This window comes from Actinomadura physcomitrii, from assembly GCF_008923205.2.
Taxonomy (GTDB): domain Bacteria; phylum Actinomycetota; class Actinomycetes; order Streptosporangiales; family Streptosporangiaceae; genus Spirillospora; species Spirillospora physcomitrii.
Genome location: NZ_WBMS02000020.1, coordinates 55,505 through 80,793 on the forward strand (window position 1 = coordinate 55,505; position 25,289 = coordinate 80,793).

Annotated in this window: 19 protein-coding genes; 8 read left to right on the forward strand and 11 right to left on the reverse strand. The window is 71.7% G+C overall.

What is annotated here, in order from left to right; translation table 11 throughout:
- Nucleotides 1-29 precede the first annotated feature (29 nt).
- From F8568_RS24765 to F8568_RS24775, 3 genes are all read left to right on the forward strand, one after another.
- On the forward strand, nt 30-1,508 hold the full coding sequence (locus F8568_RS24765; RefSeq protein WP_151596087.1) for an aldehyde dehydrogenase: 1,479 nt from the start codon (nt 30-32) through the stop codon (nt 1,506-1,508).
- 156 nt (nt 1,509-1,664) lie between these two features.
- Nucleotides 1,665-2,039 (forward strand): hypothetical protein, encoded by a 375-nt coding sequence (locus tag F8568_RS24770; protein ID WP_151596088.1) that lies wholly within the window; start codon nt 1,665-1,667, stop codon nt 2,037-2,039.
- A gap of 19 nt (nt 2,040-2,058) precedes the next feature.
- Entirely contained in the window at nt 2,059-3,138 is a 1,080-nt protein-coding gene (locus tag F8568_RS24775) for a phosphotransferase (protein WP_202125301.1), read from the forward strand.
- A gap of 69 nt (nt 3,139-3,207) precedes the next feature.
- Here the strand turns inward: F8568_RS24775 and F8568_RS24780 are convergent, their stop codons facing one another.
- From F8568_RS24780 to F8568_RS24795, 4 genes are read right to left on the reverse strand one after another with little or no spacing between them, the layout of a single operon-like run.
- On the reverse strand, nt 3,208-3,528 hold the full coding sequence (locus tag F8568_RS24780) for a DUF4286 family protein (protein WP_151596089.1): 321 nt from the start codon (nt 3,526-3,528) through the stop codon (nt 3,208-3,210).
- A gap of 32 nt (nt 3,529-3,560) precedes the next feature.
- Nucleotides 3,561-7,100 (reverse strand): indolepyruvate ferredoxin oxidoreductase family protein, encoded by a 3,540-nt coding sequence (locus F8568_RS24785; RefSeq protein WP_151596090.1) that lies wholly within the window; start codon nt 7,098-7,100, stop codon nt 3,561-3,563.
- Complete coding sequence (locus tag F8568_RS24790) at nt 7,097-8,347, reverse strand: amidohydrolase family protein (protein ID WP_151596091.1); 1,251 nt, start codon at nt 8,345-8,347, stop codon at nt 7,097-7,099. The genes F8568_RS24785 and F8568_RS24790 overlap by 4 nt, the downstream gene beginning before the upstream one ends.
- A 37-nt stretch (nt 8,348-8,384) precedes the next feature.
- Nucleotides 8,385-9,638, reverse strand: coding sequence for a cytochrome P450 (locus F8568_RS24795; RefSeq protein WP_151596092.1), 1,254 nt, complete (start codon nt 9,636-9,638; stop codon nt 8,385-8,387).
- Nucleotides 9,639-9,899: 261 nt separating this feature from the next.
- Between F8568_RS24795 and F8568_RS24800 the strand changes: the two genes are divergently transcribed.
- Together F8568_RS24800 and F8568_RS24805 are read left to right on the forward strand one after the other, a co-directional pair.
- Complete coding sequence (locus tag F8568_RS24800; RefSeq protein WP_151596093.1) at nt 9,900-11,402, forward strand: aldehyde dehydrogenase family protein; 1,503 nt, start codon at nt 9,900-9,902, stop codon at nt 11,400-11,402.
- A 170-nt stretch (nt 11,403-11,572) separates the two neighbouring features.
- Nucleotides 11,573-14,356 (forward strand): branched-chain amino acid ABC transporter permease/ATP-binding protein, encoded by a 2,784-nt coding sequence (locus tag F8568_RS24805; protein ID WP_202125302.1) that lies wholly within the window; start codon nt 11,573-11,575, stop codon nt 14,354-14,356.
- Nucleotides 14,357-14,447: 91 nt separating this feature from the next.
- On the opposite strand, the gene F8568_RS24810 is transcribed toward F8568_RS24805, so the two are convergent.
- The 3 genes from F8568_RS24810 to F8568_RS24820 all read right to left on the reverse strand — a co-directional run bounded on the left by F8568_RS24810 (nt 14,448) and on the right by F8568_RS24820 (nt 17,722).
- Entirely contained in the window at nt 14,448-15,164 is a 717-nt protein-coding gene (locus tag F8568_RS24810) for an ABC transporter ATP-binding protein (RefSeq protein ID WP_151596095.1), read from the reverse strand.
- Nucleotides 15,161-16,345, reverse strand: a complete 1,185-nt coding sequence (locus F8568_RS24815) for an aromatic ring-hydroxylating oxygenase subunit alpha (RefSeq protein ID WP_151596096.1) — start codon at nt 16,343-16,345, stop codon at nt 15,161-15,163. Before F8568_RS24815 ends, F8568_RS24810 begins: the two co-directional genes overlap by 4 nt.
- A 204-nt stretch (nt 16,346-16,549) precedes the next feature.
- Nucleotides 16,550-17,722 (reverse strand): ABC transporter substrate-binding protein, encoded by a 1,173-nt coding sequence (locus tag F8568_RS24820; RefSeq protein ID WP_151596097.1) that lies wholly within the window; start codon nt 17,720-17,722, stop codon nt 16,550-16,552.
- Between the two features lie 214 nt (nt 17,723-17,936).
- Here F8568_RS24820 and F8568_RS24825 point away from each other — a divergent pair, with 214 nt between their 5' ends.
- The 3 genes from F8568_RS24825 to F8568_RS24835 are packed head-to-tail and all read left to right on the forward strand — an operon-like array spanning nt 17,937 to nt 21,129.
- Nucleotides 17,937-19,112: an amidohydrolase family protein gene (locus tag F8568_RS24825; protein WP_151596098.1), complete on the forward strand. Its 1,176-nt coding sequence runs from the start codon at nt 17,937-17,939 to the stop codon at nt 19,110-19,112.
- A gap of 3 nt (nt 19,113-19,115) precedes the next feature.
- Entirely contained in the window at nt 19,116-20,279 is a 1,164-nt protein-coding gene (locus tag F8568_RS24830) for an NAD-dependent epimerase/dehydratase family protein (RefSeq protein ID WP_202125303.1), read from the forward strand.
- Nucleotides 20,269-21,129, forward strand: coding sequence for an SDR family NAD(P)-dependent oxidoreductase (locus F8568_RS24835; protein ID WP_202125304.1), 861 nt, complete (start codon nt 20,269-20,271; stop codon nt 21,127-21,129). Before F8568_RS24830 ends, F8568_RS24835 begins: the two co-directional genes overlap by 11 nt.
- A gap of 27 nt (nt 21,130-21,156) precedes the next feature.
- On the opposite strand, the gene F8568_RS24840 is transcribed toward F8568_RS24835, so the two are convergent.
- The 4 genes from F8568_RS24840 to F8568_RS24855 all read right to left on the reverse strand — a co-directional run bounded on the left by F8568_RS24840 (nt 21,157) and on the right by F8568_RS24855 (nt 25,285).
- On the reverse strand, nt 21,157-21,792 hold the full coding sequence (locus F8568_RS24840) for an EthD domain-containing protein (protein ID WP_160573743.1): 636 nt from the start codon (nt 21,790-21,792) through the stop codon (nt 21,157-21,159).
- 95 nt (nt 21,793-21,887) lie between these two features.
- The gene (locus F8568_RS24845) at nt 21,888-22,817 is read right to left on the reverse strand and encodes a VOC family protein (protein WP_160573744.1); all 930 of its coding nucleotides are present in this window, start codon (nt 22,815-22,817) and stop codon (nt 21,888-21,890) included.
- Nucleotides 22,818-23,017: 200 nt separating this feature from the next.
- Nucleotides 23,018-23,947 (reverse strand): LysR family transcriptional regulator, encoded by a 930-nt coding sequence (locus F8568_RS24850; protein ID WP_151596101.1) that lies wholly within the window; start codon nt 23,945-23,947, stop codon nt 23,018-23,020.
- Between the two features lie 90 nt (nt 23,948-24,037).
- Nucleotides 24,038-25,285: an FAD-dependent oxidoreductase gene (locus tag F8568_RS24855; RefSeq protein ID WP_151596102.1), complete on the reverse strand. Its 1,248-nt coding sequence runs from the start codon at nt 25,283-25,285 to the stop codon at nt 24,038-24,040.
- Nucleotides 25,286-25,289 lie beyond the last annotated feature (4 nt).

A 25,289-nucleotide genomic window follows, 5' to 3' on the forward strand; every position in this document is an offset into this window, starting at 1 on the left:
GGGCCATCCGAGCCGAGCGGGGAGGCAGCGTGGAAGACCGGCTGATGTACCGGCGGGAGTTCTTCGTCGGCGGCGCCTGGACGGCCCCCGCGGAAGGCGAGCGCCTCGACGTCGTCTCCCCCTCGACGGAGGAGGTCGTCGGGTGCGTGCCGGCCGCCGTCCCGGCCGACATCGACCGCGCCGTCGCCGCCGCGCGCACCGCGTTCGACGAGGGCCCCTGGCCCCGGATGACGCCGGACGAGCGGGCCGACGTCCTCGCCCGCGCCGCGACCGCCCTGCGCAAGCGCGAGAGCGACATCGCCGGCGTCACCGTCGACGAGATGGGCTGCGCGGTCAGCCAGGCGCCGCGCGGCCAGACCGGGCTGGTCGCGCCCCTGTTCGACTACTACGCCGACCTCGCCCGGACCTTCGAGTTCGAGCGCGAGGTGGTCAGCGGCGACCGCGTGGCGCTGGTGACCAACGAGCCGGCCGGGGTCGTGGCGGCGATCACTCCTTGGAACGCCCCGGTCACCCTGGCCTCCTGGAAGGCCGCGCCCGCGCTGGCGGCCGGCTGCACCGTGGTGCTCAAGCCGCCGCCCGAGGCGCCGCTCAGCACGTTCGTCCTGGCCGAGGCGCTGGCCGAGGCGGGGCTGCCGGAGGGCGTGCTCAGCGTGGTACCGGGCGGCCGCGAGGTGGGAGAGCACCTGGTGACCCATCCGGGCACCGACAAGGTCGCCTTCACCGGGTCCACCGCGGCCGGCAAGCGGATCATGAGCCTGTGCGGCGACCAGGTGAAGCGGGTCTCCCTCGAGCTCGGCGGCAAGTCCGCCGCCATCGTGCTGCCCGACGCCGACCTCGCCGCCGTCATCCCGACGCTGGTCGGCGGGGCGATGCACATGTCCGGGCAGGTCTGCGGCGCGCACACGCGGGTGCTGGTGCCGCGCTCGCTGTACGCGGGCGCGGTCGAGGCGGCCGCGGCGGCGGCCAAAGCCGTGCCGGTCGGCGACCCGCACGACCCGTCGGTCCTGGTCGGCCCGCTCGTCGCCGAACGCCAGCGGGACCGGGTCGAGGGCTACATCAAGCTGGCCGTGGAGGCCGGCGCCAAGGTCGCGGCCGGCGGCGGCCGTCCCGCCGGCCTGCCGAAGGGCTGGTACGTCGAGCCGACGATCCTGGCCGAGGTGGACAACTCGATGCGGGTGGCCCGCGAGGAGATCTTCGGACCGGTGCTGTGCCTCATCCCCTACGAGGACGAGGACGACGCCGTCCGGATCGCGAACGACTCCCCCTACGGGCTCTCGGGCGGCGTGTGGACGGGCGATCCCGCGCGCGGCCTGAGGGTCGCCCGGCGCATCCGTACGGGGAGCATCGCGGTGAACGGCTCGTACCCGCCCTTCCCGCTGGTGCCGTTCGGCGGCTTCAAGGAGTCCGGGCTGGGCCGCGAGCTCGGCCCCGAGGGCCTGCGGAGCTTCCTGGAGCCGAGGAGCATCGGGGTCCCTTCGTCGCTCCGCTCCCGGACCATGGCCTCCTGATCGGCTCCCCTTCCCCGCCACCGCCCCGCGATCAGCCGGATCGCGGGGCGGTGGCGCGTCCGCGAGCGGACATGGCCGGGCGGTGCCCCTGGCCCCGCGTGCCGGCCGGTGCTACGCTCTTAATGAGTGAGCATTTACTTGTGATTGGTGAGGATCATGACGCAGGCGCCCCTTCGATGCGGTCCGCGCCCGGCGGACGCGTTCCGGCCGGCCGACGCGCTGCTGCCGGCCGCGCTCGACCTGGTCCGGCCCTGCCCCGCCAGGGCCGACTTCATCGAGCTGTGCTTCACCACCCCAGAGGGACCGTTCCAGTGGTGCTTCTCCGACCCGGCGCGGGACGAGGAACCGGTCGAGGAGCACGGCGACGGCCCGCTGGCGCTGGCCATCGGGCCGTACGGCGTCCAGGCGCACCACGTGCGCGGTGGCGGCCCGGCCCTCGGCCCCGCGATCCAGCCCGGTGCCGCGCTGCCCATGATCCTGGCGGGCGCGGAAGTGCTGATCATGAGCCGGCTGGTCACCGCGAACCGCTGACCCGACGATTGGAGACCGGATGCCGAGGCGGATACCCAAGAGCTGGGAGGGCATCACCCCCGGGTGGATGACATCGGTCCTGGCCGACCACCACCCTGGTGCCGAGGTCGGTGAGGTCACCGTCGTCACGCACGACGACGGCAGCAACCGGCGGGCCCGCCTCAAGCTCGGCTACACGGCCGGGAGCGGACCCGAGACCGTCTTCCTCAAGGCCCACAACAAGGCGCACCGGATCGTCCACCTGCGCAACGGCAACCTGTGGGGTGAGGCGCGGCTGTTCGCCTCGGGCGTCTCCCTGCCGCTCGAGCATCCGACCGTCTACCGGGCCGTCGTCGACCGCCCGCACCTGGACTTCCTGCTCGTGATGGAGGACCTCAGCGCCCGCCACGTGGACCCGCGCGACTCCACCCGCCCGATGACGGTCGAGCAGGTGGCGAACGGGCTCCGCGCGCTGGCCGCCCTGCACGGCAAGTACTGGGGCCTGTCACGCGACACCCACCCCCGGCTCGGCTGGGTGAAGACCTGGAAGGCCACCAGGGGCTGGCGGACCAGCCTCGCCAAGCGCACCCCGGCGGGCGTGGAGAAGGCGGCGCCGCGGCTGCCGGCGGAGGTGACCCGCTACAGCGGAGAGCAGCTCCTCGAACTCTGGACGCGCTACGTCGCGACGCTCACCGACGGCCCCATGACCCTGCTGCACGGTGACACCCACATCGGCAACACCTACCTGCTGCCCGACGGCGACGTCGGCTTCCTCGACTGGCAGGTCGTCAGGCGCGGCAACTGGTCCCAGGACGTGGGTCACTTCCTCATCGGCTCGCTGACCGAAGAGGACCGCCGGGCCTCCGAGGCCGAGCTGATGGAGGAGTACCGGCGGGCGCTGAAGCTGCCCGCCGACCGGCTGCCCTCGGCCGAGGAGGCGTGGCTGCGCTACCGGGCGTCCGCCCTCTACGGCCTGGTCATCTGGCTGTCGACGCTCGGCTCGGTCGGGTACCAGACCGCGGAGATCTCGCAGGCGCTCGTCGAGCGGTTCGCCGCCGCGACCGCCGAACTGGACGCCGTCGCGGCGCTCGATCAGCTCGCTCTCGGCCGCACGGCCTGACGCGGCTCGGCCCGACACGGCTCGGCCCGCCGCGGACGCGAATCCGTCCGCGGCGGGCCGCTCCATCCGCTACTCGATGGGTTCGTAGAACGCGACCGCGGGCGGCGGGTCCATCCGCAGCACGTCGCTCGTCTCGATCTCGCCCGCGGCGGAGCGCCTGCGCAGCTCCTTGAGGGACTCGTCGGGCTCGTCCGCCTCGATCTCGTAGATCGCCAGGTAGGGCGGGAGCGACGGGTCGGCGTCCCCCTGGAGCTTGAACCGGCGGGCGCTGACGAAACCCGGCACGGCGCGCACCTGGGGCATGTGGGTGCCGCTGTACCACTCGTTGTACTCGTCCTCGCGCGCCGGATCGCTCGGACCGGACTGGACGACCATGATCCGCTTCGGCATGGGCCACCTCCTGAGTGTTCGGGCGGGTAAGGTCAGCCGGTCCGCCCGCCGACCGGTGCGCGGCGCAGCTCGGCCACCCGCTCGCGCCAGGCGACCACGGCGGCCTCCTTGATCCCCGCGTATCCCTTGATCGACAGCGCGGAGCCGGCGAGGCCGACGAGCGCGTCGTAGGGCAGCTCGCACGACGGCGCGACGATCTCGCCGATCAGCCGCTCGTACTCCGCGGCGACGGCCCGCTCCATGCGCCGGTCCCGATCCCAGCCGAAGACGTCCAGCGGCGTCCCGCGCACCCGCTTCATCCGGCGCAGCACGCGGAAACCCAGCGCGTACGGCTTGCCCATCGGGAGCTTCTTCTTGCGCCCGAGCCGGCGCAGGAAGGGGGGGTGGAGCTGGTAGGCCACCGAGTAGGGGCCCTCGATCCCGAGGTCGCGCGCGACCTGGTCGTAGTCGACCTTGAGGTGCAGCCGGGCGACCTCGTACTCGTCCTTGTAGGTGAGCAGCTTGAACCACGCCTCCGCGACCGCCTCGGTGAGCCGCCAGCCGTGCTCGGCGCCGTCGCGGGCGGCGGCCCGCTCCACCAGGCCGAGGAACCGCTCGGCCCGCCGCGCGTTCTGGTAGTCGACGGCCTGGGCCGCACGCCGGGTGAGAAGGTCGCGCAGCTCGTCCGGCAGGTCGCGGGCGGCGACCAGCCGGGCCGCCGTCTCCAGCGCGGTGGCCGACGGGTCGAAGACGCCCTCGGCTGCCTTCCCGTCCTCGTTCGCCGCGGCGGCGGCGAGGGCCGCCTCGACGGCCGCGGGGTCGTGCACCGCCCAGCGGCCCCACTCGAACGCCTCCCGGTTCGTCGCGGCGGCCTTGCCCTGCTTCTTGATCGCCAGCTCGACGTCGGCGAGCGCGACGGGCAGCCCGCCGAGCTGGAACGCGGCGCCGAGCAGCACCACGTTCGCCAGGAGGTGGTCGGCGAAGACGGCCTCGGCGACGCGCTGGGAGTCGAGGAGGGCGACGCGTCCCCCGGCCACCCGCTCGGTGATCGCCGCTTCGAGGCTCCCGAGGTCGGGCGGCGCGACGTCGCTCTGCAGCATCGCGGTGGTCGGCGTGACGTTCCGGTCGATGACGGCGACCGTCCGTCCGGGGCGGACCTTGGCGAGGTGGGCCGGGCCCGCGGCCTGGAGGATGTCGCCGGACAGGTACAGGTCGGCGCCGCCGCCGCTGACCGTCGCCGCGCCGAGGGCGCCGCGGTCGGCGGCCAGGTGCAGGTGCGAGACGACCGCGCCCGCCTTCTGCGACAGGCCCGTCTGGTCCATGCCGCCGATGACGAATCCGGCGGCCTCGGCGGCGGCGGCGATGATGCGGTTCGCGGTGACCACGCCGGTGCCGCCGATGCCGGTGAAGTAGATGCCGTACTGCCCGTCGACCGGCGGCGTCTCGGGCTCGGGCAGCGTGCCCGGCGGCGGCGACGGCCGGGCCGTCCGGCGTCCGGCGGGCTCGGGCGGCCTGCGCCGTCCGCCGCTCTTCGGCGTGATCGTCACGAACGACGGGCAGTCGCCCTCGATGCAGGTGTAGTCGCGGTTGCAGGACGGGTCGTGGATCTGCCGCTTCTCGCCGAACTCGGTCTCGAGCGGCAGCACCGAGAGGCAGTTGCTCTTCACGCTGCAGTCGCCGCAGCCCTCGCACACGGCCTCGTTGATGACGACCCGGCGCGGCGGGTCGGGCAGCTCGCCGCGCTTGCGCAGCCGGCGCGCCTCGGCCGCGCACCGCTGGTCGTAGATGATCGCGGTGACGCCGGGCACCTTGCGCAGCTCCTCCTGCACGTCCGGGAGCCGGTCGCGGCTCAGCACCCGGACGCCGTCGGCCCAGCGCGCCCGGCGGCCGTAGTGCCCGGGATCCTCGGCGCACACGACGATCTTCCGGACGCCCTCGGCCTCCAGCGCCCGCGTCATGGCGGGCACGTCCATCAGCCCGGTGACGTCCTGGCCGCCGGTCATGGCCACCGCGGCGTTGTAGAGGATCTTGAAGGTGACGTCGGCTCCGGCGGCGACGCTCGCGCGGATGGCCAGCGTCCCGGAGTGGCTGAGGGTGCCGTCGCCCAGGTTCTGGATGACGTGCGGCTCGGCGACGAACGGCTGCAGCCCGATCCAGGGGACGCCCTCGGCGCCCATCGGGGTGGGCGGGAGGCTGCGCATGCCCTCGTGCCGCGCCTCGAAGTACATGATCCCGTGGCAGCCGACGCCGCCGCCGACGAGCGCGCCGTCCGGCGCGACGGTCGACCGGTTGTGCGGGCAGCCGCTGCAGAAGCCCGGCGCGCGGGACGGCGGCTGGAGCAGTGGCAGGCCGATCCTCGTCGCGGATGCCGCCTTCTTCGCCTGCTTCTCCGGTGCCTTCTCGTGCCGGGGCTCGAGGTCGGGCAGCAGCCTGGTGAGGATGCCGGCGATCGCCGTCGCGTCCAGCTCGCCCACCGACGACGCCAGGGTCCGCCCCGAGCCGTCGCGCTTGCCGAGCACGGGGACGCGGCTCGCGGCCTCGTGCAGGATGCCGCGCAGCCGCGTCTCGACGAACGGCCGCTTCTCCTCGATCACGACGAGCCGCTCGACGGAGCCGGCGAACTCCAGGACCGTCTCCTCCACCAGCGGATAGGTCATGCCGAGCTTCAGGATCCGCACGCCCGCACCGGCGAGGTCGCCGGCGCGGACCCCGAGGTCGGCGAACGCCTGCACCACGTCGAAGTACGTCTTGCCCGCGCAGACCACGCCGAGCCGGGCGCCCGGCTCTGCGCCGACGACACGGTCGATGCCGTTGTGCCGGGCGTACGCCTGGGCGGCGCGGAGCCGATGCTCCACCACCAGCGCCTCCTGGCCGGGAACGGCGTGCGGGCCGATGGTGGCGAGGGGCCGGTGCCGCCACGGGCCGCCGTCGATGACAACGCCGTCGGGGAGTTCCGGGCGGTGCCGGGCGGGATCGAGGTCGACGGTGCCGACGCCGTCCGCCACCGATGTGACGATCTTCAGCCCGGCCCAGCAGCCGGCGTACCGGGAGAGCCGGAAGGCGTGCACGCCCAGGTCGAGGACGTCCTGCTGGTCCCCCGGGTACAGCACCGGGACGCAGGCGTCCTCGAAGGTGAACTGGCTGTCGCAGGCCAGCGTGGACGACTTGGACAGCGGATCGTCGCCGCAGAACATGACGACGCCGCCGTTCGGGCCCGCGCCCATCGCGTTGGCGTGCTTGATCGCGTCGCCGGCCCGGTCCAGGCCCGGCCCCTTGCCGTACCAGGCGCCCGCGACGCCGTCGACGCCGTCGTACTCGATGACGGCGCCCATCTGGCTGCCCCAGACGGTCGCGGCGGCGAGCTCCTCGTTGAGGCCGGGGCGGTGGACGATCCGGTGCTCGGCCAGGACGTCGCCCATCCGGTCCAGGGTGAGGTCGAAGCCGCCCAGCGGCGACCCCGGGTACCCGGAGACCATCGTGGCCGTCGTCAGGCCGTCCCTCTCGTCGAGCTGCTGCCTGAGCACGAGCAGGCGCGCGAGCGTGTCGACCCCGGAAAGGATCGCCTCCGCCGGGGATCGATCGGAGTCCGTCACGGAAAGACCTCGGGGTTGACGTAGGCGAAGGCGCCGTCCTTCAGGACGGCCCTACGGAGTTCCGGGCGCTGCAGGACGGTGATGTCGGCGGTGGGGTCGCCGTCGACGATCAGCAGGTCGGCCAGGCCGCCCTCGCGGACCTGCCCGGTGTCGAACCCGGCGGCCGGCCCCATGTTGCGAGTGGCGGTGTGGATCGCCTCGACCGGCGTCATGCCCGCCAGCTCGACGTACCGCTGCAGTTCGGCGGCATAGGTGCCGTGGTGGGTCCACTGGTGGCCGAAGTCGCCGCCCGCCAGGATCTTGATGCCGGCGTCCCGCAGCATCCCCATCCCCTCGACCTGGGAGCGGAACTCCTCGGGGTACCCGGCCGCCTCGACCTTCTCCGGCGCGATGCCCCACGGCTCGGCGTGACCGCTCACCATCGCGTAGAGGTAGTGCAGGCCGGGGCACACCCAGACGTCGTCGCGCCGGGCCTCCAGCGCCTTGACCGCCTCGCCGTCGAGGAAGCACGCGTGGTGGATGATGCGGACGCCGGTGCGCGCCGCCATGGCGACGCTGGCCGAGCCGCGCGCGTGCGCGGTGATGAACGCGCCGTGCCTGTCGGCCTCCTCGACGGCGGCGGCCAGCATCTCGTCGTTCATGTAGACGTCTTCGGAGGGGTACTCGGGCACGACGCCGTCGCCGGAGATGAACAGCTTGAGCGCCTTCACTCCGGTGTCGCACTGGCGGGCGACGACCTCGCGCAGGTCCTTGGCGTTCGTGACGACGTCCATCAGCCCGCCGTCGCCGCCGAGGCCGCCCTCCTCGGCGACCATGGGGCCGCTCGGGACGATCCGCGGCCCGGGGATGAGCCCGCGGTCGATGGCGTCCTTCGCGAGCAGATCGTCCTCGGGCTGGGTGACGCCCGCGCCGATGACGGTGGTGTAGCCGCTCTCCAGGAACGTGCGCGCCACGGCCGCGACGTCGAGCATGTGCTTGTTGGGCGGCGTGGTGGCGATGGCCCCGTGGTCGAACACGAAGTCCAGGGGCCAGCTGGTGTGCACGTGGGCGTCGCCGAGGCCGGGCAGCACGGTGGCGCCCTTCAGGTCGACGATCCGGGTCGACGCCGGATCGGCGTCGAGGCGGTGCGGCGCGACCTTGGCGACCCGGTCGCCCTCGATCAGGACGTCGCCGTCCCGCGGCCGCTCCTCCGGGTCGCCGGAACAGGCGAGCACGCGGGCGTTCTTCAGCAGTGTCCGCTCGGGCACCTTCGACCTCCTGGATCGGGCGAACGGTGGCTGCACACTAGGCGAGCGCCGATCCGGATCGCGGACCGGGGGCGAACCTGATCGGCAGGTCCGCCGGGGAGCGGGTCATGCCGCGGTGGTAGCGGACCTCCGCGCCCTCCTGCAGCCGGATGTCGTCGAGGCGCCGCACCAGCTCCTCCAGCGCCACGCGCAGGTTGAGCCGGGCGAGGTTGGACCCGGCGCAGCGGTGCGGGCCGACGCCGAAGCTGAGGTGCCGGTTGCGCTCGCGGTCGATGACGAAGGAGTCGGGGTCGTCGAACTCGTCGCCGTCCCGGTTGGCCGAGGCCCAGTGCAGCAGGATCTTGTCGCCCTTCTTGAGCTCGCGTCCGCCGAGCTCGTAGTCGCGCATCACGGTGCGGCCGACCGAGACGAACGAGGGCCCGAGGCGCAGCAGCTCCTGGACGGCGCCCGGGATCAGCTCGGGTCGGGCGCGCAGCGTGGCGGGGATGTCCGGCTCGTTGCAGAACCGGGCGAGCATCAGCCCGAGCGCGCCGGCCGTGGTGTCCAGCCCGCCGAGGATCAGCAGCTGGACGGTGCCGATGATCTCGTCCTCGGTGATGGGGCGGCCGTCGATGTCGGCGTTGATCACCGCGTCGACGACGTCCCCGCGGGCCGGACCGCGGGCCCGGTCCCGGATGAAGTCCTTGACCCACTGGTGCAGGCCGCGCCAGGACTCCCCGGCGTCCGGGGCGTCCGGGGTCGACGACGTGGAGGCCAGGCGGGCCACCTCCTCCAGGTCCTCGGCGGGCGCGTGCAGCACGAAGTCGAAGAACGCCAGGCTGGGCAGCGGCCGGGCGAACGCCTCCATGAAGTCGCAGGCGCCGTCCTCGATGAAGCCGTCGATGAGGCGGGTCACCAGCGCGCGGGTCCGGTCCTCGTACGCGGCGACCGCGGTGGGCGTGAAGTACGGGTTGATCAGGCGCTTGAAGATGCGCGCCTCGGGCGGGTCGGCCTGGACGGGGAGGTTGCGGATCACGGTCGGGGCGTCGGCCACCCCGAGGCCGTGGGCGGAGCTGAACACCTCCCAGTTCTGCGCCACCTCGACGACGTCCTCGTACTTCGACACCACCCAGAAGCCCTTGTGCTCCTCGCTGTGCGCCACGGGGCACAGTTCCCGCATCCGCGCCATCGTGGCGGGCAGGGTGGCGGCCAGGTCGGCGGAGAGGTGGTCGAAGTGGCGCAGGCACCAGTCGGCGGGCAGGGCACCGCCTTCACCGGGTAGGGCACCGCTCGGCGGCGTCGTCTCGTCCATCGTCTCCCCTGCCTGGTCGGCGGTCCGAACGTCCGCCCCGGGCCGCGGACCCAGGACATTTCGCACTCTAACAAGGTGAGTGATTACTTTCTAGGCTGGACCATGCGCCTCCCGGCTTTGGTAAGTGAACACTCTTTTATCTTGCGGTGAGCGTCGCTACAGTGTCGAAACATGGAGGTCACCCGCCCGGAAGCCGCCCGTCCAGGCGGCGTCGAGGGCTCCGGCGCGGCCCCGTCCCTGCCGATCTGACGAGGAGTATCCATGTCGACGCTCTCCCCCACCGGCCCGCCGGCACCGGCCATCCTCGACGGCCGCCCCAAGAGGCTGCTGATCGGCGGGGAGTGGGTGGACGCGGCCGGCGGCGGAACGTTCCCGAGCGTGAACCCCTCGACCGGCGAGGTGATCGCCGAGCTGGCCGAGGCCGGGCCGGCGGACGCCGACCGCGCGGTCGCCGCGGCCCGCGCGGCGTTCGAGGGCCCCTGGCGGCGGACCAAGCCCCGGGACCGGCAGGACCTGCTGTGGGCGTTCGCCGACGCCCTGCAGGAGCACTACGAGGAGCTCCGCGTCCTGGAAGCCGTCGACATGGGACTCCCGGTCGGCCGCACCCGCTCCACCCCCCGCGCGGCCTGGGAGGCGGAGGTGCTGCGGTACTACGCCGGCTGGGCCACGAAGATCCACGGCGAGACCCTGCCGAACTCGCTGCCGGGCTCGGTGCTCAGCTACACCCTCAAGGAGCCGGTCGGCGTCGTCGCCGCGATCGTCCCGTGGAACCGGCCGATCAGCAACGCCGTCTGGAAGATCGCGCCGGTGCTCGCCACCGGCTGCACGATGGTGCTCAAACCGGCCGAGGAGGCGAGCCTGGTCGCCCTCCGCCTCGGCGAACTGCTGCTCGGCATCGGCCTGCCCGAGGGCGTCGTCAACATCGTCACCGGCCACGGCGAGGGGGTCGGCGCGGCGCTCACCGGGCACCCCGGCGTCGACAAGGTGGCCTTCACCGGGTCCACCGAGACCGGGCGCCGGATCGTCCGGGCGTCCGCGGGGAACCTGAAGCGGCTGTCGCTGGAGCTCGGCGGCAAGTCCCCCGACGTGGTCTTCGCCGACGCCGACCTGGCCAAGGCGATCCCCGGCGCGGCCATGGGGGTGTTCTACAACTCGGGCCAGGTGTGCTGCGCGGGGACGCGCATCTTCGTCGAACGTCCCGTCTACGACGAGTTCGTCGACGGCGCCTCGGAGTTCGCCAAGAAGCTGAAGGTCGGCAACAGCCTCGACCCGGAGACCAAGATCGGGCCGCTGGTGTCGGCGGTGCAGCTCGAGCGCGTCACCGGCTACCTCGGCATCGCGCGCGAGGAGGGCGTGCGCACCACCGCGGGCGGGCACCGGGTCGAGACGGGCGAGCTGGCCAACGGGTACTTCGTGGCCCCCACCGTCTTCGCGGACGTGCGCGACGACATGCGGGTGGCCCGCGAGGAGATCTTCGGTCCCGTCGCGTGCGTGCTGCCGTTCGACTCCCTGGAGGAGGTGGCCGCCCGCTCGAACGACACCGAGTACGGGCTCGCGGGCGGCATCTGGACCCGCGACGTGGGCAAGGCGCACCGGCTGGCGCAGGAGCTCCAGACCGGAACGGTCTGGGTCAACACGATGCTGCTCATGGATCCCGCCGTCCCGTTCGGCGGCTACAAGAGCAGCGGATACGGCCGGGAGATGGGAGGGGACTCGCTGGACGAGTACCTCAACGTCAAGTCCGTCTGGATCGACACCGCATGAGCTGACACGGCTTGAGCTGACACGGCTTGAGCTGACACGGCTTGAGCTGACACGGCTTGAGCTGGCACGGCTTGAGCTGGCACGGCCTGAATCGGCACGGCCTGAACTACACCGCCTGAGCTGACACGGCGCTGAGAGGAACCACATTGTCGGAACTATGGCAATTCGCCTTGGTCGGTCTGGCGGGAGGCGGCGCGTACGCGCTGGTAGCCCTCGGTATCGTCGCGGTCTACCGCGGCTCGGGGATCCTCAACTTCTCCCAGGGCGCCATCGGCATGGCCGCGAGCTATGTCTTCTGGGACCTGTACAAGGAGGGCGACGGCTCCCTGCCGGTGGTGCCCGCGGTGGTCATCGGCGTACTGGTCGGAACCGCGCTGGGGGTGGCCTTCTACCTGCTGGTCGTGCGCTTCCTGCACAGCTCCTCCGAGATGGCGAAGGTCGTGGCCACGCTCGGGTTCATGCTGCTGCTGCAGAGCGCGGCCGTGAAGATCTACGGCACCCAGCCGCACCTGCTCAAGCCGCTGTTCGGCGACGGCAAGGTGACCGTCTTCGGCGCCTTCATGACCTACGACACGCTGGCGATCCTGCTCATCACGATCGCGCTCGGGATCGGGCTGACGCTCCTGTTCCGCCGCACCAGGCTCGGCATGCGGGCCACCGCGCTGTGGGAGAACCCGCAGGCCGCCGCGGCCATCGGGGTCTCCCCGCTGCCGACGGGCATCACCACCTGGGCGCTCGGCGGCGCCATGGCGGCGTTCGGCGGCATCCTGCTCATCCCCATCACCGGTCTCACGCCGAGCACGCTGACGCTGCTGGTCATCCCGGCCATGGCGGCCGCGCTCGTCGGACGGTTCACGGGCATCTGGCCCACCATCGGGGTCGGGCTGGCGCTCGGCGTCGCAGAGTCGCTGATGCGCAAGTACGAGATCAACAGCGGTGTCATCTCCTCTGTGCCGTTCGCGGTGATCATCGTCGTCGTGGTGCTGGGCGGGACCGCGCTGCCCGGCCGCGGCGAGGTACTCCTCCGGCGGCTGCCCCGGGTGAGCGCCGGACGGGTCAAGCCGGTGTCGCTGGTGGTCGCGGCCGTCGTGGGCCTGGTCATCGCGGGCTCGTCCCCCACCTGGGGATCAGCGATGATCAACACGACCGTGTTCGGGCTGCTGGCGCTGTCGGTCCTCGTCGTCACCGGATACGCGGGGCAGATCAGCGTGGCGTGCGCGGCGCTGGCCGGGTTCGGCTCGTTCGTCGCCGCACGTGCCAGCAGCGACCTGCACCTGCCCTTCCTGCTCTGCCTGCTGGCCGGCACGCTTGCGGCGGTCCTGCTCGGCCTGCTGATCGGCGGCCCGGCGGTGCGGGTGCGCGGGGTCAACCTCGCGATCATCACGCTCGGCCTCTCGCTGGCGGTGGAGAACCTGATCCTGCTGCAGCCCTCGATGACCGGCGGCAGTGACGGCATGGTGGTGGAGAGCCCCACCCTGCTCGGGCTCGACCTCAACCCGTCGGCCTATCCGAGCCGCTACGCCGTCGTGTGCGTGGTGGTCCTCGCGATCGCGGCGGTGGCGGTGCTCAACGTGCGGCGCGGCGAGTCCGGCCGCCGGTACCTGGCGGTGCGGGCCAACGAGCGGGGCGCGGCGTCGGTCGGCGTCTCGGTCGCCGGCGCCAAGCTGGGCGCGTTCGCCACCTCGGCCGCACTGGCCGGCCTGGCGGGCGCGCTGTCGGCGTTCCGGTTCACCATCGCCGACTTCACCGGCTACGGCGTGTTCAACTCGATCACGACGCTGGCCTTCACCGTGGTCGGCGGCGTCGGCTTCGTGGCGGGCGCCGTGTTCGCCGCCGTCACCTCCCAGGGCGGGCTGTTCGCCAACTTCGTCAGCAACGTGCTGGACCTGACGACGATCGACGCCTGGCTCGCCATCTTCTCCGGCCTGTTCGTCATGGACATGATGATCCGGATGCCGGACGGCGTGATCCTGCACATGTCCTCGCTGAAGGACCGGACCGGCCGGCTCCTCGCGTCCGCGCTGCCGGTCGGCGCGCGCGCCCGGCGCGACCGTCCCGACACCGCCCGTGCGGAAAGCGGGCGGGCCGAGCCCGCGGCGGCGGAGCCGGACGCATCGAAGCCGGCCGAGGCCCCGGTGACGCTGCCGCACGTGTCGGGCGTCGAACCCGGCTCGACGGTCCTGGCCGCCCGCGACGTCCGGGTGACCTACGGCGGCATCGTGGCGGTGAAGGACGTCTCGCTGGAGCTCGCCGCGGGCAAGGTGGTCGGCGTGGTCGGGCCGAACGGCGCCGGCAAGACGACCCTGCTCGACGCGCTGACCGGCTTCGCCCCCTCGGCCCTGGGCGCGATCGAGCTGCGCGGCCGCGACGTCGGCCGGCTGAAGGCGCACGCCCGCGCCCGGCTCGGCATGGGCCGGACGTTCCAGAACCTGGAGCTGTTCGACGACCTGTCGGTCCGCGAGAACATCCTCACCGGGCTGGACGGCCGGGGCCGCGCGGCCTACCTGCGCGACCTGGTCCGCCCGCGCCGCGGCACGCTGAACGAGGCCGCCCGCGCGGCGGTCGTGCTGCTGGACCTGGAGCGCGACCTCGACACGGTCGTCGCGGACCTGCCGCAGGGCCGCCGCCGGATGGTCGCCATCGCCCGGCTCGTCGCCCAGCAGCCGGCGGTCGTCCTGCTGGACGAGCCGGCGGCCGGGCTGAACGGGGCCGAGCGCCGCACCGCGGGCGAGCTGTTCCGGGCCCTCGCCGACCAGCTCGGCGCGGCGGTGCTGCTGGTCGAGCACAACATCGACGTCGTCGCGGCGACGTGCGACCACGTGATCGTCTTGCACAACGGCGAGGTGCTCTCGTCCGGTCCGCCCGCCGAGGTGCTGCGCGAGCAGGCCGTCCGCGACGCGTACCTGGGCCGCCTGACTCCCGCCGAGCAGGTGCCCGAACCCGAACGGCACTGACGGACCCTGAAGAAAGGCACCGTAAAGCGCTCGGCGGGAACCCGGTCACCATCCGGGTTCCCGCCGAGCGCTTGGCTTCGGTGCTCTCCGCTCAGGCGGCGTCGTCGAGGCCGCCCAGGTAGATCCGTTCGATCTCCTCCTCGCGGGCGATCAGCTCCGCCCCGGGCATCTCGGCCCGGATCAGGCCCTCGTTCATGATCAGGACGCGGTCCGCCACGCCGGCGGCGTAGTGCACGCCCTGCTCGACGAGCAGGATCCCGGCGCCCGTCGACTCGGCCACCGACCGCAGCCGCGACAGCAGCCGCTCGCAGACCGTCGGCGCCAAACCGAACGACAGCTCGTCGATCAGGATGGCGGACGGGTGCCGGCCCACCGTGCGGGCCAGCGCCAGCATCTGCTGCTCGCCTCCGCTGAGCACCCCGGCGCGCAGCCGCAGCTTCGGCTTCAGCTCGGGGAACATCTCGGTCGCCACGTCCGGGTCGACGCTGGCCAGGTCGAGGTTCTGCCGCGTCGTCAGCGACGGGAAGACGCTCCGCCCCTCCAGGAGGATCCCCACCCGGCCGCGGCTGCGCTTGTGCGCGGGACCGCGCAGCGGCGTCCCGTCGACCCGCACCTCGCCCTCGTGCTTGCCGAGGAAACCGGCGATGGCCATCAGCGTGGTCGTCTTCCCGGCGCCGTTGCGGCCGAGCAGCCCGACGATCTCGCCGTGCCCGACCGAGAGCGTCACGTCATGGACGACGGCCATGCCGCCGTAGCCGGCGGTCAGCCCGCGCACCTCCAGCGCCGGCGCGGCGCCGTCACCGGTCATCGCCCGGCCTCCGCTTCGTCCCGGGACGTGCCCGCCGCGGCGAGCGCCGCGGCGAACCCGCGGTGCAGGTGCTGGGGCGCGGGCTCGTTGCGGCCGAAGACGACCGTGTCGAGCAGTCCGGTGCGGACGCCGGGCTCGGTACGGCCGGCGACCCAGAAGTCCTCGCCGTCGACGACCGTCTCGCAGATCCACGGCGCCTGCTCGACGAACTTCTTCCGCTCCTCCTCGCTGAGCCCGGGCCGCATGTACGAGGTGTGCACGACCTCCGACGTCGCCTCGTCGACCGGCAGGATCTGCCACAGCTCCACGTGCCGGCTGTCGAAGGTCAGCTGGGTGTTGGGGAACAGCGCGTACTGGTAGCTGAAGTGCGCCGTCACGTCGCCCCATTCGCTCTCCGGCTTGCCCCGCAGCACGTCGATGGACCGCAGCGCCGAGCAGTTGCGCAGGTGCGGACCGAAGGCGTCGAAGGTCAGGACCCCGCCGTAGGCGTACGCCGCGAGCGTCGTCCGGTGCAGGTAGTTGAAGTGGTAGTTCTCGCGGAAGGTGTCCAGGGTGACCTTCCAGTTGGCCTTGACCGGGTGGACGTGCGGGTCGCTGAACGGCTCCCAGTCGGCGAAGTCGAGCATGGCGAACTCGTCGATGAGCCCCGGGCCGAGGAACCCGTCGAGGTCGAGCGGGGGGCCGCCGGGGCGCAGGCGGCCGATGACCAGCCCGTAACCCTCGGCGACCGGCAGTTCCACCAGCCCTTTGTCCTCCTTGCACATGCCGGCGAAGGCGTCGTCGACGGGGACGCGGGTCAGCCGACCCTGAAGGTCGTAGGTCCAGGAGTGGAAGGGGCAGGTGAACTTCTTCGCCTGCCCGCCGCCGTCGGCGACCCGCACGCCCCGGTGCCGGCAGGCGTTCGCCAGCGCGTGCACCTTCCCCTGCTCGTCCCTGGTCAGCAGGATCGGCGTGCCGCAGATGTCGACGGTGCGGAACGTCCCGGGCCCGGGGAGCGCGCCCGACAGGCAGAGGACCTGCGGATGGTTCCGGAACAGGACCTCGACCTCCCTGGCATGGTGCTCCGCCGAGTAGATGTCGGTCGACAGCTCCATCACGTCGTCGGCGAGATCGGTGGTGCGGTTCTCGATGTGGTGCAGCAAGCGGCGCGCGAGACTGCGCTCGAGTGCTTCCCTGTCCACGGTCTCCTCCTCGTCGGCCGTCGGCCGTCGGCGACTGGACGGACGGTCGGTTAGGGATGGTCAAGGTGAACGGCTCCGGGCCGGTGGCGGCCGGCGCCTGCGCTCGCCAACGAGCCTAGATAGTAACCACTCACTCTGCAATGGGCGGCGCCGCCTGCGGTAACGGCGCTTCGCGGGTCGCGCCCCCAGGGGACTGCCGGAGGGCTAAGGAGTCTTGATGGTGTAAGGCTTGGGCTCGGTCACCACCGGCTCGCCGTTCTCGTACACGCCCTTGGTCGCCGAGGTGTTCTTGATCCGCGGCATCGCGGGCACCGGCGTCGCGGTGAAGTCGATCGGAGCCGTCGCGCCCATGGTGTCGAACGCCTTCTGCCCGTCCAGCCAGGCTTTGATCTTCTCCGCGTCCGGCCCGCCCGCCGCCGGGATGATCTTCGTGAGCAGCTTCATCCCGAGCCAGGCGTTCAGCGCGCCGTCGGCGATGGGGTTGGTGATGCCGCCCACCTTCGGCCCGTACTTCGCGATGTCGGCCTCGAACTCCTTGCGCACGGTTCCGCCGTAGGCCAGGACTCCGAGGTTGGGCTGCCGCAGATCCGTCAGCGTCCTCACCACCTGCGGCGAGACCTCGATGCTGGGGATCACCCAGCGGAGCCGGGTGAGGCCGACCTGATGGCAGGCCTGGATCAGCGACGGACTCTGGCCCGCGCTGATCGCGAGCACGGCGGTGTCCGCGCCCGTCTCCTTGATCTTGAGGCAGGTGGGCTGGAAGTCGGCGGTGGTCGCGGGCAGCGTCACCGAACTGACCCCGATCGACTTGGGGTAGTAGGTGGTCGCGCGCTTCCGGCTCTCCTGGGCGATGACGCTGTCCGAGGACACGTACGCGACCTTCCTGGTGGTCGGCGGGAGCATCTGCGGCACGATCCAGTACTGCACCAGCACCGGCTGCAGCACGTAGACGCGATCGTTCTTCAGCGAGTCCAGGCTCGACCCGAGGCTGGCCCACGAGATGCTCTTGGCGGCCTTGAGAGCCGGGACGAGGCCCGCCTCCATGTTGCCGTCGTCGCCCACCATCATCAGGACCCTGTCCTGCGTCAGCAGCTTCTGCGCACACAGCGCGGCACCCTGCGGGGTGCCCTTGTCGTCGCAGACGACGACCTCCACCTTGCGTCCGCCGATCCCGCCCGCGCCGTTGATCGCCGCGGCCGCGATCTTGGCCCCCTGCGGTACCCAGGGATGGGAGTAGGAGCTGGTCTGCAGCCCCGCCATGATGCCCAGCTTGATCGGACCGTCGCCGTCCGCCCCGCCTCCCCCGGCCAGTCCGCACCCCGAGCCGGCCAGCGAGACCGCCGCGAGCGCGGCCGTGAACCGATGACTAATGCGCATGTCACTCCAGAGAGCAAGGGCCCGGGCGTGCCGGCCGGACCACATCCCCGACCTGGGCTGGAGCGTAGTCAGTAATTACTCACTCCGCAATGCCTCCGCCTCAGGAGACACGGAGGGCGACTACGATCAATCAGAGTGAACATTTACTAATCAAGTGCGGATCGCTAGGGTGAGGGCGAGAGCCCGTGGAGTTCCGCCGCCTTTGGAGGAGAAGATGGTGAAGCTGGCCGAAGGTGTCCGGGTCATTGACGCGGACGCCCACCTGACCGAGCGGCACGACCTGTTCACCGAGCGGGCACCCAAGGGGTATGAGGACAAGGTCCCCCACGTCGTACGGATCGACGGGGTGGACATGTGGGTGCTCGAGGGCAAGACGTTCGGAAAGGCGGGATCCGGCGGCACCATCGACCCCGAGGGCAAGAAGCATCCCTTCCGGACCTCCCAGGGCGGGTCCTGGGGCATCGACGACGTCCACCCGGCGGCGTGGGACACCAGGGAACGGGTCCGCCTGCTGGACGACCTCGGTATCGACGCGCAGGTGCTCTACCCCAACTCCATCGGTATCGGCGGCCAGAACCTGTACAACTCCGTCAAGGACAAGACGGCCGTCCGGCTCTGCCTGCAGCTGTACAACGAGGCCATGGCGGAAGTGCAGGAGGAGTCGGGGAACCGGCTGCTGCCCATGCCGATCATGCCCGCGTGGGACATCGAGGCGTGCGTGCGCGAGGCGAAGCGGTGCGCCGAGATGGGCTTCCGGGGGGTCAACATGACGGCCGACCCGCAGGACTCCGGCTCCCCCGACCTGGGCGACCCGGCATGGGACCCGTTCTGGGAGGCGTGCGCCGGCCTCAATCTGCCCGTCCACTTCCACATCGGCGCGAGCCAGACGGCCCTCTCCTACTTCGGCACCACCTACTGGCCCAGCCAGGACGACTACGTGAAGCCGGCCATCGGCGGCGCGTCCCTGTTCCAGAACAACTCGCGGCTGCTGCTCAACAGCGCGTACTCGGGGATGTTCGACCGCCACCCGAACCTCAAGATGGTCTCCGTCGAAAGCGGCATCGGGTGGGTGCCCTTCATGCTCGAAGCGATGGACTACGAGCTCGAGGAGAACGCCCCGGAGTGGTTCGACAAGCTGCAGAAGCTCCCGTCGGAGTACTTCCGCGACAACTGGTACGCGACGTTCTGGTTCGAGACCGGCCGCGGTGACCTGCAGCATCTGATCGACGCGGTCGGCGAGGACAACGTCATGTTCGAGACCGACTTCCCGCACCCCACCTGCCTGCATCCCGACCCGGTCGAGAAGGTGACCGAGAAGATCGCCACCCTCCGGCCCGAGTCGCAGCGCAAGGTCATGGGCGGCAACGCCGCCAAGCTGTACAAGCTCTAGGGCGTGCTCGGCAAGCGCCTTCGTCCCGCCCGGTCGGGCGCTGAATCGGGGATGGACGCGATGCGGGTGCTGGTGGTGGGAGGGACCGGACCGACGGGCCCGCACGTCGTGCGGGGGCTGCTGGAGCGCGGCCACGACACCACGATCTTCCACCGCGGCGCCCATGAGCCGCCGGAGCTCGCCGGTGTCGAGCACATCCACGGCGACCCCCACTTTCGCGCGTCGATCGACGACGCTCTCGGGTCGCGCCGGTTCGACCTCGTCATCGCCATGTACGGGCGGCTGAGGCACCTGGCCGCGGCGCTGGCCGGCCGGTGCGGCCGCGTGGTCGGCATCAGCGGGGTGCCGATCTACCGCGGGTACTTCCCCGGCGACGGGTGCGGGCACCTGCCGGTCCCCGTCACCGAGGACCACCCGGTCGCCGACGACGCCTCCGCCGGTCCGGCCGCGCGGTTCTCCCTCAGGCTGGCGGAGGCGGAGAAGGCGCTGTTCACCCACCACCCGGAGGCGACGGTCCTGCGCTTCCCCATGCTCTACGGGCCCAACAACGCCCGGCCGCACGAATGGTCGGTGGTGCGGCGCGTCCGCGACGGCCGCCGCCACATGATCCTTCCCGACGGCGGCCTCCAGATCCACACGCGGTGCGCCGCGCGCAACGCGGCCGCGTTCGTGCTGGCGGCGATCGACCGGCCGGACAGCGCCGCCGGACAGGTCTACAACTGCGGGGACCCGGCGAACTGGTCCCTGCGCGAGTGGGCCGAGACGATCGTGCGCCTGCTGGGAGCCGACCTGGAGATGGTGGCGGTGCCCGGAGAGATCGCCGTCGAGGCCGCGACCACCCTGCTCCCGCTGGGCGGCACGACGGCGGCCCATTGCGTCCTGAGCACCGAGAAGGCGCGGCGCGAACTGGGCTACCGGCCCGCCGTCGACCCGATCGAGGCGCTGGAGGACGTGCTCGCCTGGTACGAGACGCAGCCCGATTTCGACGCGGCCGCGTACCCGTCCTTCACCGATCGCTTCGACTACGAGACGGAGGACGCCCTGATCGCCGAGTACAGGGCCGGGGTCCGCCGCGCGGCCTCCGCCGTCCGCCAGCGCCCGGCAGCGCCGGTGCACAGCATGCCGCACCCTCGAACCCCTGGGACGGTGGACCATCGTGGACGCTGAAGACGGGCAGGTCGTCGTGGTGACGGGCGGCGCCGGCGGGATCGGCCGGGCGGCGGTGCTCCGCTTCCTCGAAGCGGGCGCCCGCGTGGTCTTCGGCGACCTGAACGCGGAGAACGCGGAACGGCTTCTCGACGAGGCCGATCGGTCCCGGGTCGGCTTCGTCCCCACGGACGTCTGCGACGAGGACCAGATCGCGGCGCTCGTCGGCGCCGCGGTCGACCGCTTCGGCCGGCTCGACGTCATGTTCAACAACGCCGGTGTGGGCGGCGCGTTCGGCCCGCTGACGGAGATCGACGCCGCCGACTGGGACCGGACCTTCGCGGTGATCAGCCGCGGGATGTTCCTCGGGACCAAGCACGCGGCGCGGGCGATGATCGCGCAGGGCGGCGGCGGGACGATCGTCAACAACGCGTCCGTGGCGGGCCTCGGCGGCGGTGGCGGGCCGACCGCGTACTCGGCGGCCAAGGCGGCCGTCATCAACTTCACCGCCAACGCCGCCGTCGAGTTGGCCGCGCACCGCATCCGGGTGAACGCCGTGTGCCCGGGCCTCGTCAACACTCCGCTGGTGATGGGAAAGGACGAGGCCTCGATCCGCGAGCGGATGCCGCTGTTCCAACCGTGGCCCGACCTCGGCCGGCCAGAGGACATCGCCGGGCTCGTGCTGTACCTCGCCGGGCCGGACAGCGCGTTCGTGACCGGGGAGGCGATCCGGGCCGACGGAGGCATGGTCGCCTGGGGGCCGCGCATGACCGGTGTCGCCGACCCGCGAGGACTGACCAGCCGGTACGCCGGGTTCGCCGACGGATCGACGGGCCGGCCACCGACCAAACGCCCCATAACCGGCGCCTGACCCCGGCCCGGATCCCACGGCCGGCGGTTACAGCACCTCCTCGCGGACGGCGACGAACCAGTGCTCCCCGACCAGGTCGTCCTCGCCCGTCCCGTCGACGTGCTCGGCGAACCAGGCGATGCGCTCGCGCAACCCGTCGAGGTCGTCGAAATAGACCTCGTTCACGGCATCGAAGGGCCAGGTGCCCTCGCTCTTCGGCAGCGGATGGTTCTGCACGTAGGCCTGCCCCCGCGCGCGTGCGGGTATGGCCACCGCGCCGACGCGGCCCGCCCGGTCGCGCCACCGGTCGGAGAACTCGTCCGGCGTGAGGTGCTCGGCGCGCCGGGCGATCGCCATGTGCTTCAGTCTCGCGCCGCCCTCCCGCCACCGCCGCTCGAGCCATTCCGCGCCGCGCAGCGGGTGCTCGCGGACGACGACGACCTGGCCGCTCCCCGGTTCGGCGGCGCCGTCCGGTGAGGCGAGCCACGACGCGAACCGCGTCAGATGGGCGGCGTCGGCGAACCATTGGAGGCTGATCGCAGCGAACCGGGGCCCGGGGAGGACGTCGGGCAACGCGGTGCACAGCACCGTCCGGACAGGACGGACGTCCTGCGGGGCGGGAAGCGCGGCAGCGGCGCCGTGATCGGCGGTGGTGTGGTCCATCAGGCGGATGCGTTTGATCACGATGAGGCGATGATAGCAAATACTCGCTTACTTAGCGTCCCCAGTGCGGCGCTTGGCGTTGTTCGATCTCACAATCGAGTCCTTGTGCGGCACGGTCAGCGCGCCTTGTAGGGGCGGACGGTCTCGTTGGGCTGCATGGTGAAGTGATGGCCCCACATCTCCGGCCTCTTGCCCTTGCGGAGATCCACGTACTCCACGGAACGGGGATCGGACTCCTTGATCGGCAGGCCGTCCCAGCCGTACTCGATGAAGAAGCCGGCCGGGGTGTGGATGTAGTAGGACACGGTCTGGTCGCCGACATGGCGTCCCAGCTTCATCAGCAGGTCGGTGTTCCCGTCTCCTCCGAGGACGTCGTAGTAGGAATAGCCGACGTCGTCCAGCGACCGGCATTCGATGTAGACATGGTGCAGCCCGAGCATGCCCGGCATCTCCAGGAAGGCCACGTTGTGGTGGCGCGGGTTGGCCCGCAGGAACCACATCTCTCCGAGCGGCTCGTTGAGCCGGACGATGTCGCTGGGCTTGAATCCCAGGACGTCGATATGGAAGTCCACCGCCTCGCGCGCGTCCGGGACGATGAACACGATGTGCCCGAGGCCCTGCTCGCCGGTGACGAAGCCGTCGTGGGGCCGCGGCGGGTCCCAGAGCCTGTAGTCGGCGGACTGGTAGCAGTACGCCTCGTACGGCTGCCCGAAAGGGTCCTCGAAGGTCACCAGGTCCAGCACACCGCGGGACTCGGCGAGCTCACGCGACGCCCGCCGCGGGTTCGCGCCGGCCTTCTCGAGCTTGGCGGCCAGGGAGTCCAGATCCCGGTGGGACAGGACCTCCCAGCCGACATAGGCCAGTTCATGCTCGTCCCCGGGGTGGATCGACAGGCGGTAGTCGAAGTCGTCCAGCTTGACCCGGACGGCGCCGTCGTCGCCGTCGGGGCCGAGCATGCAGGCGAAGACGTCGGGCGCCCAGGTGCGCCACTGCTCGTAGGAGGGCGACCTGACGCCGACGTACCCCAGCTTGGCGATCTCCTGCATGTCATCACCCTTCCTTCTCAGTCGAGGCGGGCCGGCCGCCTGCGCGGCGTTCCCCGCCGTCAAACCGCCGAATGCGGCCATTCTCCGGCGCCGGTTCCGCGTAGCGGAGAAAACCGAATTGTTTCCACCATGTATTTCCAGCGATGCTAGGAGCAGAGCCGCCGCTCTGAGAAATTGATGTGACTGATAGCAGGTATGGATCATCGGTCACCGGGGGCCTGGGCCTGGGCGACGGCGAAGAGCTGTTCGCGCAGCCACACATGGCCCGGGTCGCCGTCCCGGCGGACGTGCCAGTAGGCCAGCTGGCGGAGCGGGCGCAGTGGCGACTCCAAGGGCAGGACGACGAGTTCCGCCGCCTCGGCGACGCGCAACGCCAGCCGCTCGGGGATGATGGTGATCAGCGGCGTCCCCGTCACCATGAACGGCATCGCGGCGAAGCTGCTCGCCCCCGCCTCGACGTTGCGCGTGATCTGCAGGCCGTCCAGCTCCTCCTCGACGAGGCTCGTCCCCTCGGGTGGCACGTAGGCCAGGTAGGGCCGGCCGGCGAGGTCCGCGGTTGCCAGCCGGCCGGCCGCGGCCAGCGGATGCTCCCGCCAGACGGCGCCCACGAAGCGGTCCTCGATCACCGTCGCGCTGGAGCAGTCCGGCAGGTCGCCGGGGCCGACCAGGCGGTCCGGGATCACGGCGACGTCGATCTCGTCGCGCTGCAGGTCGGACAGGTAGCCCAGGGGCGGCGGGCTCAGGTCGACGCGCAGCCCGGGCGCCTGCGCACCGAACCGGGCGAGCAGCGGCCGGATCAGCATGATCCCCACGTAGTCGCTGGCCACCAGCGAGAACGTGCGGGCGTCGGCGGACGGATCGAAGCCCGGAGGCCGCAGGACCGACTGCTCGACGGTCGCCAGCACCTCGCGCACCGGCCCCGCCAGCGCCTGCGCCCGAGGCGTGAGGACCAGCGCCCGGCCGTGCTTGACCAGCAGGGGATCGTCGAGGTTCCTGCGCAACCGGGCGAGGGCCGTGCTGACGGCGGGCTGGGAGAGATGCAGCCGTTCGGCGGCCCGGGTGACGTTCTGCTCGCGCAGCAGGGTGTCCAGGACGACCAGCAGATTGAGGTCGAAGCCGCTCAATTCCATTCTGGTCCTCCTCCTAAGGGAAGACACGAGGTCCTCAACGCCGCGATAGGCGCGTCCCTTGAACGAAGCCCCGGATGCACTGGGAAACGGTCACGGTTCCGTTCGCGGACGGCGAGTTGCGGCGAATGCGCGCTCCGCCGTGTCGATCTCGGCGAGCTGCTTGAGGATCTCCCTCGGCGAGGATTCTCCTACGACCTTCTGCAGCAGCGGGGTGTGGTCCAGGATCGCGTCGCGCACCGCCTGCAGGGGACGCGGCGCGTGGTGGAACAGCTGTCCGAGGATGTAGGCCTGCTGGGACTGGCGGGCGGTGTGGGGTTTGCGGGGCTCCTCGTAGGCCTGCAGCGCCGTTCGCACGGCGGCGGGGTCGGTCAGATCCACTCCGGCCAGCCGCCGGCCCAGGAAGTAGCCGTCCTCGGTCGCCATCCCCGCACCGTAGGCCGCGTACGGCGAGGTGGAGTGGGCGGCGTCCCCGGCCAGTGTCACGCGGCCCTTGGACCACTGCTTGAGCGGTTTGCGGTCCCGCAGCACCCAGCGCTGCACATTGCCCGGGTCGGTGGCCGCGATGAGCTGCGGCAGCGGCGCGGCGAATCCCTCGGCCAGCCTGGTAGCGGTCGCGTGGAGGTCGCCGGTGAACTCGGTGCGTCCGTCGTGGGCGGTGAGCACCCACCACTGGAAACCGTCGCGGCCCTTGTGCCGGATGGACGTCCAGGACCCCTGCACCGTGCGGTCGTGCGAAATGATGCACAGGCCCCGATCGGCGCCGGCGTCCTCGGCGAAGGTGAAGCCGCCGAAGATGTGCAGGTTGTGCTCCCGTTTCGGGAAATCGCCCCACAGCGTGCGGCGCACCATGGAGTCGATGCCGTCCGCGCCGACCAGCACGTCGGCCTCGTGCACCTCGCCCCCGTCCAGGTGCACCCGCACGCCCGACCCGTCCTGCTCGAAACGCTCCACCCGGCTGTTCACCCGCAGCGTCCCGGACGGCACAGCGGCCAGCAGGCGCTCGTACAGCTCCGGGCGCAGCAGGCCGATGAACCCGCCGCCGTAGTCGCGGACCACGTCCTCCGGCAGATCGATCGCCACCCGCCGGCGCCCGTCGACCCGCCGAAACTCCGAATGGCAGGGCGCGCCCAGGTCCTCGACGTCCACGCCCATCAGACCGAGCGCCTTGATGGGCGGCGGCCACAGGTTGAGGATGTTGCCGGCCGGACGGGCCTGCGGGTACCGCTCGAACAGCACCACCTCGTGCCCCGCTTGATGCACCGACAGCGCGGTCGCCAACCCGGCGGGACCGGCACCGATCACCGCGACGCGCCCGCGCCTGCTCGAGACGGCTTCCATGAGC

Excerpts from the sequence above, each read along its gene's own strand:
- F8568_RS24770 (WP_151596088.1), top strand. The coding sequence starts at position 1,665 with ATGACGCAGGCGCCCCTTCGATGCGGTCCGCGCCCGGCGGACGCGTTC.
- F8568_RS24775 (WP_202125301.1), top strand. The coding sequence starts at position 2,059 with ATGCCGAGGCGGATACCCAAGAGCTGGGAGGGCATCACCCCCGGGTGG.
- F8568_RS24780 (WP_151596089.1), bottom strand. The coding sequence starts at position 3,528 with ATGCCGAAGCGGATCATGGTCGTCCAGTCCGGTCCGAGCGATCCGGCG.
- F8568_RS24795 (WP_151596092.1), bottom strand. The coding sequence starts at position 9,638 with ATGGACGAGACGACGCCGCCGAGCGGTGCCCTACCCGGTGAAGGCGGT.
- F8568_RS24800 (WP_151596093.1), top strand. The coding sequence starts at position 9,900 with ATGTCGACGCTCTCCCCCACCGGCCCGCCGGCACCGGCCATCCTCGAC.
- F8568_RS24810 (WP_151596095.1), bottom strand. The coding sequence starts at position 15,164 with ATGACCGGTGACGGCGCCGCGCCGGCGCTGGAGGTGCGCGGGCTGACC.
- F8568_RS24820 (WP_151596097.1), bottom strand. The coding sequence starts at position 17,722 with ATGCGCATTAGTCATCGGTTCACGGCCGCGCTCGCGGCGGTCTCGCTG.
- F8568_RS24825 (WP_151596098.1), top strand. The coding sequence starts at position 17,937 with ATGGTGAAGCTGGCCGAAGGTGTCCGGGTCATTGACGCGGACGCCCAC.
- F8568_RS24845 (WP_160573744.1), bottom strand. The coding sequence starts at position 22,817 with ATGCAGGAGATCGCCAAGCTGGGGTACGTCGGCGTCAGGTCGCCCTCC.
- F8568_RS24850 (WP_151596101.1), bottom strand. The coding sequence starts at position 23,947 with ATGGAATTGAGCGGCTTCGACCTCAATCTGCTGGTCGTCCTGGACACC.
- F8568_RS24855 (WP_151596102.1), bottom strand. The coding sequence starts at position 25,285 with ATGGAAGCCGTCTCGAGCAGGCGCGGGCGCGTCGCGGTGATCGGTGCC.